Raw genomic sequence first — 12,747 nt, forward strand, 5'->3', positions numbered from 1 at the left:
TATATATTTTTGTCTTTAAGAATTCAGATACATATTTTGATCTGATTTTCAGCATCAAGTAAATATATAATTCTTCATTGATCTAAAAAAGCCAATATTAGATTAGAGGGGTATTTAACTTGGGTGTGAGGTGATGTGTAAGTACTTATTAATTTTTGTAGTAGTAATGAAGTAGTGATCTTAAAATACTTCAACCATGTATAATTGATGTTTGGGTGCATTTTTTTGAAATGGAGTAAAGTACAAATAGGTTTGTGAATCTTCGAATTGTAATAATTGCTGCAATAGTAATCTAATGGAAAAATGAAGCTGTTGTCAATGATGTTAAAAAGAGGAGATTTAACCTTAAACCCTACAAAAATGAAAAACGATTTACCCAAAATTGATTACAGGAATATTTATCGAATATTTCTTGAAAATTATGTTTTAAGACTACTGTTGATTGTAATATTAACGTTATCTACCGCAACCATTTCCTTGTCTCAAAATAGGGAGATAAAAGGCATTGTATATGACGCAGACAAACAACCTGTGCCAGGGGTCAATATACTAGTAAGCGGAACTACAATTGGAACAAGTTCTGATATTGATGGAGCATTTGTTCTGAATGTGCCATCGGGTTCTGACGAACTACAATTCAGTTTTATTGGATTTATCGACCAAAAAGTAAATATAGGTAACAGAAGTTTTTTGGAAATCAGCCTCAAAGAGGATATCTCTGATTTAGAGCAAGTGATTGTAGTAGGATACGGTGTACAAAAGAAAAGCGATATCACAGGTTCAGTTGCATCAGCAGATACTGAGGAAATGCTCAAGTTTACCACCAATGACATCAATAGAATGCTTGTTGGGAGAGTTGCCGGTGTAGAAGTCAATGCAGCTACTGGAAGACCTGGAGAAATTTCTTCGATTAGGATTAGAGGTACAAGGTCCTTATCCGCAGGAAACGATCCACTCTATATTGTCGATGGTGTTCCTTTAGACAATATTGCGTCATTGAACCCTTCTGATATAGAATCTTTGGAGGTGCTTAAAGACGCATCCTCAACTGCTATTTATGGAGCAAGAGCAGCAAATGGCGTAGTACTAGTCACAACGAAAAGAGGGAAAGAGGGAGTCACTGATGTAAGGTTCTCAACACGACAGAATGTTCAGCAGTTGAAAAGAAATTTTGACTTTTATTCTCCAAATGGATATATAGATCTACAAAGAGAAGTTTTAAGAAACCCTGACGGTACTTACCCTCCAAATTCAGTTGTCTTTCAACCTTGGGAAATTGCCAGTCTTGAAAATCAAAGTTTTACCGACTGGGAAAACCTTACTATTTCGGATGCTTTGTTGAGTCGATATGATCTTTCTGTTTCTGCAGGAACGGATAGGGCCAAGGCTATGGTAAGTTTAGGTTATTATACGCAAGATGGGATGATACCAAACTCAGGTTTTGAACAATATAACCTTAGAATAAACACCGATTATAAAATTTCAAAAACGCTTTCTGTTGGAAGTAATATTTCATATTCATTTTCTGAAAATGACAGGGAAGAAGAATTTATATCTGGGTACTTAGGTTTGTCACCTCTAAATAGCCCATTTGATAGTGAGGGTAATCTGCAACCTACAGCAGGTGATGGAAATGCATCTAACCCCCTATGGAACAACAGAGAGTATTACAATACCGAAAAAATCCACAACTATCTTTTCAATGTTTTTTCTGATTTGAAAATCTTACCAAATTTGAATTATAGGTTGAATCTTAGTGCTAACGGTAGGTTTTCAAGTTCTGAAGTATATAGATCATCATTACATCAGTTAGGATCCAACACCAATGGTACAGGCAGCTTGGGTAGAAGTCAAACTATGGATCTTCTCATGGAGAACATCCTCAATTACAAGATGGATTTTGGCAAACTTGGTACTCTCGATGCAACATTTGTACAGGCAGCAAATAAAATCAGAGGTGAATTTTTATCTGTAGGAGCGACACAATTCCCAACTGATGCATTTGGAGCAGCTGGTATATCTGGTGCTTTGGAGCCAGGCCCTCCGGGTTATTCTGTGACAGAAAGGAGGATCTTATCCTACATGGGTAGGTTAAATTATTCATTGCAAGACAAATACCTCTTATCCTTGACCATGAGGGCGGACGGTGCCTCTGTGTTTGGTGCCAATAACAAATGGGCTTATCTACCATCTGTTGCGGCAGGTTGGTTGGTGCATAGGGAAAATTTCATGAATGGCATTGATTGGATTCCCTATCTGAAATTGAGGGGTAGCTATGGACAGGTAGGAAATCAGGGAGTATCTCCATATAGAACACTTGGTGTAGCAAATGAATATTTTTATAAGTTCGGTTTAGGTGCTCCAAGTTATTCTGCTTTACCTTCTTCTGAGCTTTTCAACCCAAACCTTAAGTGGGAGGTTTCTGAGTCCTTCAACTTTGGTGTTGATTTAGGTTTGTTGGACAATAGGTTAGAGATTAATGCGGAATTTTACAATACAAACACAAGAGATCTTATTGTAAGAAGAACAATTGACTCTTCTTTAGGATATTCAAGCATGTTTGATAATTTGGGTCAGGTAAGAAATAGAGGGATTGAACTTACTTTTAATTATGCTTTAATCAGGGATAGGGAATTCAATTGGAACATCAGTGCAATGTTTACCCGAAATGTGAACCAAATCATAAGCATTTCTGGGGAACTGGATGAAGACGGGAAGCCAATAGATGATTTGGTAAATAGATGGTTTATAGGAAGATCTATCAATAATTATTTTGATTATGTATTTGATGGGATTTGGCAGAATCAGGAGCAAATAAGCAATGGCCACATGCCAAGTTCACAGCCAGGTGATGTGAGGGTTTTGGATATCAACAATGATGGCGAGATTACAGGAGATGATAGACAAGTATATGATAGAGACCCTAGGTTTATAGCCTCCTTTACTTCACAAATGGAGTATAAGGGTTTTGATTTTAGCTTTGATTTCTTTTGGCGAAGTGGTGGAGTTAGGGCTAACTCACTGTATGGGGCAGGTTTAGGTTCCGTCGGGTCAAATGCCATGGATGTTGGATATTGGACACCTGAAAACCCGTCGAATGCACTGCCAAGGCCTAGACCTAACTTCATACCATTTACTTCAACTTTCCAGTATCAAGATGCGTCGTTTTTTAGATTGAGGAATATCACTTTAGGTTATACCATTCCAGCCAATATTAGTCAGAAAGTTAACATTAGGAATGTTAGAGTCTATACTGCTTTGATGAATTTTTGGACTGTGACCGACTTTCTTTCTTATGGTCCAGAGCATGCTCCTGGAGCATATCCTGAGCCTAGAAATATTGAATTTGGCTTGAATATTAATTTCTAACCCAAAACACCGAAACGATGAAACTATATAAATCGATAATAATATTAATTCTGGCAATTTTAGTTTTGCCAAGCTGTGCCGATTTTCTGGATGAAAGAAATGAAACCAGAATAACTGTGAATGAAATTTACACTACAAATGAAGGGATATCCAATGCCTCTGTGGGTTTGTATTATCTACATAGGAGAATTTTGAGATTTGGGGGCAATAATGATTCTGAGATGTTTGCAGGCTTGATCAGGGGGACTGATATCGAAGTCAGCAGAATTGGTCCATTGGGTTCTCCTGCTTTTGGTTTTTATAGACCTGAAGAACTCAACAGATATAGGTACCTTCAAACTTATTGGAATCTGTACTATGAAATCATAGGAAAGGCAAACGAAATTGTTTTTTATGGAGAACAATTAGAAGATAGAAATTTTGCTGCTGATCGTGCAATAGGGGAAGCAAGCTATTTTAGAGCACTCTCTTTACTTTTTTTATACGAAAGGTTCAATAATATTTACTTAAACATTGTACCGACAACCCCTGAAAACTTTAATGATGAAAGAGTATATACAGCGGCTTCAAAGGAGGAAGTATTTGCTCAGATTTATCAAGATTTGGATAAAGCAATAGAACTGCTACCTGTAGATGATATGGGTCAGCCTGGAAGAATAACAAGGGGAGCAGCAAGGCATGTAAAGATGCTTTCTGCCATGTGGATGAATAATTGGCAGGAAGCTATTTTGCAAGGAGAAGCAATTGCTGAAAGTGGACAGTATAACTTGGTTCCTTTGAATCAATTGTTTTCTAGTGTGAAATATATAAATCATCCAGAAGCAATTGCCACATGGCAGTATTTCGAAGATTTAGGAGGCTCTGATTTTCAGGGACAGTTTGGTTATGCAGGACACAGGGCAAAAGCCTTATTCGTACCAGAATATCACAGGGTAAACAATGGCCAGAGAGTAGCAGTAAATGGAGGTCACGGTAGAGCTTGGTTGTTCCCTAATCCTTACTTACTAAGTCTATATAACCAAGATACAGATCAAAGATATTTTGAGTTTTATCGTCATGCTTATGTATTTACCAATGAAACTGCCGCCGCATCTAGGGGACTTCAAGTTGGCGATACCATTCCTCCAACAGGAAATATTCAGGCAGATTTTCAAAATATTCATGTTGGTCTTAGAAAATTCGAAGATGTAGAAAGCTTTACAGTCAATGATAGTAAAGGTTTTGGTGACGTGATGCAATACAGGTATGCACAAACTTGTATTTCTTTAGCGGAGGCTTATTTAATGAGTGGAAACCAAGCAAAGGCTCTGGAATGGTATAATAAAACATGGGAAAGAGCAGGGAATGAGCCCCGTACAGAGGCATTGTCTATGTCCGATATTTTGGATGAGCACGCACGTGAACTAGCACTTGAGGGACATAGATGGGCATTTTTGAAAAGGACTGGAACTATGGTAGATCAAATAAGAAACTACGCTGGTGAAGAAGGCTACAACATCGAAGCAAGAACTAACTTTCAACCTTTCAATGTCAATTGGCCCATTCCTCAAGGTCAATTGGATATTTTCGGAACAAGTTTTCCTCAAAATGATGGTTTTCCAAGGTAGATGAAATAAAGAACTGACAGGAAGAAAACGCTCTTCCTGTCAAAATTTTAACCCAGAAGTACTATAAATAAACGTAATTGATGAAAATTCCATTTAAGATTAAAGTAGTGTTGCTTTTGATTTTTGTTGTAGCAGCATGTAGCAAAAAAGAAAATACAGATTTTGAAAATCACAAGCATGAAGTTCCGAATACCACTGATGAAGATGTAATTCTTCCACCAGCTTGGGCATTTGGGATATTGTATGGTTCGTATACAAATCAAGATCAAAGTATTGAATTAATAAATGAAATTATTGATCATGATTATCCAATTGATGCATTCTGGATAGATTCTTGGATTTGGGATTGGGAGAATCAAGGAAAAGGACCTAAGAAGTATATGGATTTCATAGCTGATACTGTATCATATTACGATATGGAGGAAATGTGGTCATTTATGGAAAGAAAAAATATCAAAGCAGGAATGTGGATGTGGGATGCCATTCAGATTACAGGTAATGAAGAGGCTTACGAAGATTTCAAATCTCGAGATTTTTTCAAAGAAGAAGTAATTCATAGGAGCAGTTGGCACAATGGGAGTAGAACTACCATAATGGATGACCAAAGCAATCAAGTAAAAGGCACTATGATGGGAAATATTGACTTTGAAAACCCTGAGGCAGTAAAGTATTTTAAGCAAAGAGTTAAACATTTCTTTGACAAAGGGGTGGATTTTGTCAAGCTTGACAAAACAGACAATATTCATGTAGTAAAAGCCATGTTCGAACTATCTCAGGAACTTGGAAAGGAAACTGAAGGGAGAGGTTTCGTATTCTCACATAGTGGAGGTGTAGAATCCAATGAATATAAAAAATACCCTGCTAAATGGACCGATGACACACGTTCTGATTGGACTGTCGAAAACCCCCAAAGGTCATTTTCTTCTTGGATACCGAAAGTAGCTCTCAAAGAAAATCTAGAAATGTATACTGATACCTCAAAACATTTTCACGAAATACCATTTTTAGCAAATGATATGGGAGGTTTTGCAATAAATGTAGAAAAGTATGTAGATGAAGAATTGTATATAAGATGGTCTCAAATGGCGAATTGGTTGCCAATAACGACCCCTTTTTCACAACCTGAAAATCAAACAGGAAACATTGCATTTAAAGTTTCGGATAAGGCAGATCAAATTTTCAGAAATTATGCCCAACATAAAATGGAGCTTTTTCCGTTTTTGTACTCTTATGCTCACCTTTCAAGATGGGAAGGGGTAAATGCTGTCAGATCTATTAATGGAAAGCTTCATGAATTTATGCTGGGTGAAGAATTTTTTGTAGCACCTGTCATCGAGCCTGGCGTAGTCCAAAGAAAAATTGATTTGCCAAAAGGTAATTGGATAAATTATTGGACTGGTGAAGCTGTAAATGGTGGAAAATCAATAACTGTCGAGACAAATCTTGAACACATCCCCGTTTTTGTAAGGCAAGGATCAATAGTTCCTCTGAGAAATTATGCTCGTTCTATTGAGTTAGGGTCAAATGACACACTTCAATTAAAAGTATATTTAGGAGAATCTAGATCATTTACTCTTTATGAAGACGATGGAATTTCAAATGATTATCTGGAAGGGATATATCTCAAAACAAAATTTGAATTGACCGACTCTGAAAACGAAGCCATACTAAACATAAACCCTGCAAAGGGAAATTATAAAGGTCTGAAGAAAAAGAGAGTATACAATTTGTCGATTCATAGTAATAGGCCCATTAATTCTATTAAAATAGGGGATAAGTCATATCAAGTAAAAAGTATCGAAGGTTCTATCTACCAAGTAGATAATATTGAAAGCAACAAGTTTGATGGTTTGAAGATTTCAATAAATAAGATCAAGGGTTAATTGTAATTGGGGAAAACTGAGTAGCGTTATTCAGTTTTCCTTTAGTTTTTACTATTCTTGCTTTAATTTCTAACCAATCAGCCAAACAATTAAATTATTATCATATTGCATCAAAAAATTGGCTAAGGAAAGTCCTGTTTTTTTTCTTAAACGAGTATTTATTCACTTTAGCATTAGGCTAGAGTAGCTTTGCAAGTAAGGATTCGACACTTCTTAGGTGTAAATCAATATAGAGAGATAAAAAATAGTCATAAGCTGTATTGTAGTCATAAGTATATCTAATCGTTTGCTCAAAATACTACCATTTGACTTCAATTACGAAAGCATACAAACATATTATGTTAATGTTGATACCAAAAAACACAATGAAGATTAAAATTATTCTAATAGCCACATTTTTATTTATTGTATACGAGCATTATGCATTTGCACAGACGAAGGTGATTGCGCACAGGGGTGCATGGAAAGCTTCTGGGGTTGCCCAAAATAGTATATCGGGACTGAATGCTGCTTTACTTACCAATGTAGATGCTGTAGAGCTTGATATCAGGATGACTGCAGATGATACATTGATATTAATGCATGACCCTAGTTTTGAAGGGTTAGAAGTAGCCTCAAGTACGTATAAGGATATCGTTCAAAACACACTGAAAAATCAAGAAAGGATACCAACTTTATATGAATATTTTGAGGCTTTCATTCAAAATAAAGCCACTTTTGACACCAAACTTATTTGCGAAATTAAACCCTCTTCCACAGGGAAAAATAGGGATATCGCTGAAAAAACCTTGGATTTGGTAAATCAGATGGGTTTGATTGAAGTTGTAGTCTTCATCAGTTTCAATTATGAAATTCTTGAAGTATTAAGAGCCCTGAACAAAGACTTACCACTACAATATTTGAATGGAGACAAAACTCCCGAAGAACTCTTTCTAGCAGGTAATATTGGCATGAATTATCAATTTAAGGTTTATGAAAAAAATCCTAGCTGGATAGAAGAAGCAAAAAAATTTCAAATAGTGTTGAATACTTGGACAGTCAATCAGCCAAACTTGATGGATGTATTTATCAATCATTCTTTTGATTATATCACGACTGATGAACCTGAAGTTTTGATGTCAAAAATTGAAGTTGATAAAATAAAAAAACAAAGACAACTAGTATGGTTTGATGAGTTTGATGGGAATGGGTTGCCAGATTCCACTAAATGGAGTTTTGATACGCGAGGAAATGACTGGAATTGGGGAAATAATGAGCTGCAATGGTACACAGATTCTAACCTAAAAAATGCGGAAGTATCCAATGGTACTTTGAAAATCACTGCTATTAAAGAACCTACTGGAAATAAAAATTATAGTTCGGCTAGGCTTAGATCCCTAGGAAAGGGAGATTTCAAATATGGCTATTTCGAAATAAGGGCAAAAATGCCAAAAGGGAATGGGACTTGGCCAGCTATATGGATGCTTCCCAGCAATTCAGATAAAGGTTGGCCAGAAGGTGGTGAAATTGATATCATGGAACATGTTGGATTTAAACCTGATACTGTTTTTGCCACTGTACATACCAAAGCTCATAACCACATCAAGAAGACGCAGGTGGGCAATGATTTTTTGTTGCCTAATGCGACATCAGAATTTAATGTTTATAGCTTGTTATGGGATGAAGAGTCTATAAAAGCCTACGTCAATGGAATTTGCTATTTTACTTATGAAAAGAATGGAGCAGAAACTGATGTATGGCCTTTTGATTCTGATTTTCATCTTTTGTTGAATCTAGCTATAGGAGGTGGATTGGGAGGGAAGAAAGGTGTCGATAATAGCTTATTTCCTCATGTATTTGAAGTTGATTATGTTAGGGTTTATCAGTCAAGATAACAGATCGTTAAGCTTTTGAAAAATCAATTTCTATTTTGTCTTAAAAAAGCAGTTTTTTTTCTGTTTGTTTCAATAAAAATTAAACCTCCAAGGCTAAGCGCGTTGGAGGTTTTTTTATGTGATTGTTCTATAGGTTTTTGAAATTGAATACGCCCATTTTCAACCCTACCTGAAATGTGAGATTGTTGTTTGCCTGGGGAACGCCGGCTGCATTTTCGATGGTTGACCCCATGATCCGATATCCCAAACCGGCGTGGAGTCTTGCAAACTTATGGAGGTTAACCTCAACTTGCGCGCGTGGCTCAAAAAATAGGTTCTTTCTTTCATCATAATCGAAGTTTCTGCCTTCTTCATCTATTTCGATTTCCATCATGCCTATTGCCAAGGGGAATGTGAAATGCACAAGCTTGTTGGAAAACAAGGTGTATTCTATAAATCCACCAGCTGTATAGGAGTCAAGATGTGCTGCCTGCGGAAGTCCACTGTCCAGGGAAGCTGGCCTTACTTCATTTATTAATGAACCATAAAATCCCCCAAGTGTGATTTTGTCATTCAAGATAACCCCGCCTCTAAACTGGAAAAATCCTGCACCTTCCCCTGCCAACTGTGTGAATTGAAATCCCGGTTCGACCATGACTCCAATGTTTGAGAATTTTAGGTTACTTCCCAAAAGGGTTTCTTCTTTTTCCTGAGACCATACAGCTTGAAAACTTAGGAAGGAAATAGCGAGCAATGCAAATACTTTTTTCATGATAAGATAAATTTGTTTAGTTTCAATGCAATTACGACAGCATTCGAAAAAACAGTTGCCTGAATAATGTTGATTTTTTTTTGTGGGGGTAGGCAACCAATTAGGAAGGTGGGTACGTGATACAGATAAGATGAATCTACCTAATTCCAATGAGTTACAATCCGTGATTCGGCAGTGTCGAAACGGAGACAAAAAAGCACAGCAAAAACTATTTTGCTTGGCATATCCCCTTGGTATGAGTGTTTGCAGAAGGTATTCTTCCGATTTGGAAGAATCCAAGTCGATTTTTAATGAAGGAATGTTGAAAGTATTCCAACAGTTGGACAGGTATTCAGCCGACATGAGTTTTGGTGGCTGGGTACGCAAAATCATGGTCAATACTGCAATTGACAACTACCGAAGAAGCAAGAGATACCAAGAGAGATTTTCGGATATAGATGAAGAATATGTTTCCCTGACATGTGATGAAAGTGTCTTGGATAAAATCAGTGCCGAAGAATTGCTTGGGTTGGTTCAGCAATTGCCACCATCCTACAGAATGGTTTTTACCTTATATGCCGTGGAGGAATATACCCACAGGGATATTTCAGACAAACTTGGGATATCGGAAGGTACCTCCAAATCAAATTATGCCAAAGCAAAAGCCAAGCTCCAAAAGGCTTTGGTTTCAATTCAACCTGGAATAGAAAAAAATTATGGAAAGGCGTGATAAATTCGATAAAAAAATAAAGGAAAAACTAGAACAGGTTTATCCTTCCTATGATGAAGCAGCATGGCAGGAATTCGCCCCGTTGATGGCAATGCCAAAGCCAATGTTTTGGAAGCGTTGGTTTTTGCCTTACATATACAGCACAATGTTGTTTCTTTTGGCCTTGTTGTATTTCCACAAAACCAACAACGGGGTTTCAACAGCTATCCAATCGGGAGGCCAAAATAATCTTGGCTATGCACAAGATACCCTTTATCGCAGCGATACAGTTTATTTGGTGGACACGATTTACATTGTAAAAAAGGTTTATGTAAATGAAATTCAATCAACAGAGTCAAACAATGGGATTGCAGGCAATAGAACTGTGGGAAGCAACAATGGGATGAATGGGATGTCATTTGAAAAATGGGAGGTAACAAACTTCGATGTGAGCAATTCTGAAGGTATGGGAAAAGAAGATTCCAGTGCTTTAACTATTGGGAAAGTGAATGACTCTCTTTCTAAAAATAATGTGAATGAAACTATATCACAGAATTTAAAAAACCAGAGTTCATTTGTTTCAAAAAACAACGGGATTTCCAATGGAGGCGAAGCAAGCGGTTTTTCCAAGACCCAAACAAGCAAAATAGGGAGGACTTTGATGGCTCCAGATTTAGCCCCTGTGGACAAATCCATTTTTAGATTGGAGAAAGAATTGGTAATAGGTGATACAAGCAATCTAAATAATGTACCAATAAAAGATAAAAGCAAACCGTTTTTCAATTTGGAGACAACACTTTCGGTTCTAGTGCCCATAGATCGGGATATTGAATATTACCCATCCTTTTCCCAAGGCTTCGGTTTTGGTTTGGAATGGGATAATGGAATAGGAATCTATACGGGCTTTATCCGCAACGCAATGAAGGGAGAATTTGATGATGATGATATCAGAAAATTTAGCAGTGAGGTGATTTTCTCCCTGCCTGGATTTATGGGAGATATCAATGATATCGATGAGATTTATCTTACAAACAAGCAATGGTTTTTCCCTTTGGAACTGAGGTGGAGAAGTCCATACTATAGTGGTTTTAGCTTTGAAAGTAGCTTTGGATTGATGGGAAACTACCTTTCACGACAAAACTTCCAATATGAGTTTGAAGATAGTCTAAACCGAAACGATCAATTTTCGACTTTGGTAAACAGCGAGTTCAAAATAAGCCACATCAGAGCAGGAATTGGTACAAACTATTTGCTGTCTGGCAATTGGGGATTCTTTTTGAGAAGCCATTACTGGTTGCCGACTTCCAATATTGGATTGCTTTCAACTCGGATCCATGGAATAGAAGTGGGGGCAGGGGTGAATTACTTCTTTGGTAAGTGATTGAAAAACAAAAAGCTGATCAGTAAGACTCGCATTCCTTACATTGATTTTTTTGGATTTTTTACTTTCGATAACATTAAAATAGCGAGGTTATAAAATCTCGCTATTTTAATGTTATGACTATCCGCTTTCTTGCACGTAGCCAAACAATAGCGTGTCGGCTGAACGATTCGTGGTTCTGTTGACTGTGAACTATTGTCTGCTGAGGTGTATCCGCAATGACACTAGAAGTTGTATTTTCCGATAAAATCATGCTGATACTCATTACCAGTTATTAGTCGATTAGTTGCTAGTAGATCAATTTGATTGGATACAGATAAGAAATCTGACTTTTTCTAATTCCATTTTCAACTATGTTGAGTCATTTGCCTGATTTTGAGGTAATAAAGTTAAATCTTCTACTATCTTTTTAGCTTTAATTGTTCCTCTTTGTAATTATTGTAAAATATTGCAACCTCTTCTGGCCTTGTAATACTTTTTCCTTCGATAAGCTCAACTAATGGAGGGCAATCCGCAAAGTATTCTATTAAAAACTTCCTTTTTAAGCCAAAAACACCTTGGGTAGCACGCACCATTATCATTTCACCATTTTTTAAGAAAAATGGTATAGTCTGGATTTGTAAATCTTCATCGACAAAATAATCTAGATAGATGCTTAAATGTCCTTCTGACTGTAATTCAAAAATTTTATGTTTTTTTCCACCCCGAATGCTATACACCTCTTTCAAAAGTGCGTTGTTTCGTTTTACTCGCCAACTTACAAATTGACGGTCACCCATAGAGAATCCCGAAATTTTATTTGGGCGATATTTTTTAGCTAGATTTTTACCATTTGGTTTTATCCTTACCTTATCCAATAATTGATCTCTAAATCCATGTTTGATATTGGCCACATTACCAAAGATAGTTTCCCCATTTTTCAATGTAACTGATCCTTGTACATAATTGTATTTTCTATCCTTAGTTTGAGCGCTCACTTGATTGAAGTAAAATGTTAAAGCCAAAACCAAATAAATTAGTTGTTTGTACATTGTGTTATTTTTAAATTCCTTCAACCGCTACCAATCTCATTCAAATAAATATAAGCTCATTCTTTAAGATTTGATCACAAATTCTATGGCAACCAATCAAGAAATTTTATTTCTGCTTTAAAACAGGGCTCAGAACGAATACATGGCAATTGGTAATATTTAG

General features: G+C 36.6%; 8 protein-coding genes. 6 read left to right on the forward strand and 2 right to left on the reverse strand.

From position 1 onward, the window contains the following. Positions 1-360: 360 nt before the first annotated feature. The 4 genes from MM213_RS02330 to MM213_RS02345 all read left to right on the forward strand — a co-directional run bounded on the left by MM213_RS02330 (position 361) and on the right by MM213_RS02345 (position 8,733). The gene (locus MM213_RS02330; protein ID WP_241409821.1) at positions 361-3,369 is read left to right on the forward strand and encodes a SusC/RagA family TonB-linked outer membrane protein; all 3,009 of its coding nucleotides are present in this window, start codon (positions 361-363) and stop codon (positions 3,367-3,369) included. Positions 3,370-3,386: 17 nt separating this feature from the next. Further along, positions 3,387-4,976, forward strand: coding sequence for a RagB/SusD family nutrient uptake outer membrane protein (locus MM213_RS02335; protein WP_241409828.1), 1,590 nt, complete (start codon positions 3,387-3,389; stop codon positions 4,974-4,976). An 80-nt stretch (positions 4,977-5,056) separates the two neighbouring features. Further along, the gene (locus tag MM213_RS02340; protein ID WP_241409830.1) at positions 5,057-6,859 is read left to right on the forward strand and encodes a glycoside hydrolase family 31 protein; all 1,803 of its coding nucleotides are present in this window, start codon (positions 5,057-5,059) and stop codon (positions 6,857-6,859) included. Positions 6,860-7,224: 365 nt separating this feature from the next. Beyond that, positions 7,225-8,733 carry a family 16 glycosylhydrolase gene (locus MM213_RS02345; protein WP_241409842.1) on the forward strand — a complete coding sequence of 503 codons (1,509 nt, stop codon included), beginning with the start codon at positions 7,225-7,227 and terminating at the stop codon, positions 8,731-8,733. A gap of 127 nt (positions 8,734-8,860) precedes the next feature. On the opposite strand, the gene MM213_RS02350 is transcribed toward MM213_RS02345, so the two are convergent. Continuing rightward, the gene (locus tag MM213_RS02350) at positions 8,861-9,484 is read right to left on the reverse strand and encodes a hypothetical protein (protein ID WP_241409846.1); all 624 of its coding nucleotides are present in this window, start codon (positions 9,482-9,484) and stop codon (positions 8,861-8,863) included. Positions 9,485-9,614: 130 nt separating this feature from the next. Between MM213_RS02350 and MM213_RS02355 the strand changes: the two genes are divergently transcribed. Both MM213_RS02355 and MM213_RS02360 read left to right on the forward strand, forming a co-directional pair. Then, the gene (locus MM213_RS02355; RefSeq protein ID WP_241409851.1) at positions 9,615-10,193 is read left to right on the forward strand and encodes an RNA polymerase sigma factor; all 579 of its coding nucleotides are present in this window, start codon (positions 9,615-9,617) and stop codon (positions 10,191-10,193) included. Then, positions 10,180-11,553 (forward strand): hypothetical protein, encoded by a 1,374-nt coding sequence (locus tag MM213_RS02360; RefSeq protein ID WP_241409854.1) that lies wholly within the window; start codon positions 10,180-10,182, stop codon positions 11,551-11,553. Before MM213_RS02355 ends, MM213_RS02360 begins: the two co-directional genes overlap by 14 nt. Before the next feature lie 401 nt (positions 11,554-11,954). Here the strand turns inward: MM213_RS02360 and MM213_RS02365 are convergent, their stop codons facing one another. Beyond that, positions 11,955-12,584: a hypothetical protein gene (locus tag MM213_RS02365; protein ID WP_241409861.1), complete on the reverse strand. Its 630-nt coding sequence runs from the start codon at positions 12,582-12,584 to the stop codon at positions 11,955-11,957. Positions 12,585-12,747: the final 163 nt, after the last annotated feature.

It is taken from the genome of Belliella alkalica (assembly GCF_022549785.1).
Lineage (GTDB): Bacteria > Bacteroidota > Bacteroidia > Cytophagales > Cyclobacteriaceae > Belliella > Belliella alkalica.

What these genes read in the sequence shown, in the direction of transcription:
- MM213_RS02330 (WP_241409821.1), top strand. Translation starts at nt 361, where the DNA reads ATGAAAAACGATTTACCCAAAATTGATTACAGGAATATTTATCGAATA.
- MM213_RS02335 (WP_241409828.1), top strand. Translation starts at nt 3,387, where the DNA reads ATGAAACTATATAAATCGATAATAATATTAATTCTGGCAATTTTAGTT.
- MM213_RS02340 (WP_241409830.1), top strand. Translation starts at nt 5,057, where the DNA reads ATGAAAATTCCATTTAAGATTAAAGTAGTGTTGCTTTTGATTTTTGTT.
- MM213_RS02345 (WP_241409842.1), top strand. Translation starts at nt 7,225, where the DNA reads ATGAAGATTAAAATTATTCTAATAGCCACATTTTTATTTATTGTATAC.
- MM213_RS02350 (WP_241409846.1), bottom strand. Translation starts at nt 9,484, where the DNA reads ATGAAAAAAGTATTTGCATTGCTCGCTATTTCCTTCCTAAGTTTTCAA.
- MM213_RS02355 (WP_241409851.1), top strand. Translation starts at nt 9,615, where the DNA reads ATGAATCTACCTAATTCCAATGAGTTACAATCCGTGATTCGGCAGTGT.
- MM213_RS02360 (WP_241409854.1), top strand. Translation starts at nt 10,180, where the DNA reads ATGGAAAGGCGTGATAAATTCGATAAAAAAATAAAGGAAAAACTAGAA.
- MM213_RS02365 (WP_241409861.1), bottom strand. Translation starts at nt 12,584, where the DNA reads ATGTACAAACAACTAATTTATTTGGTTTTGGCTTTAACATTTTACTTC.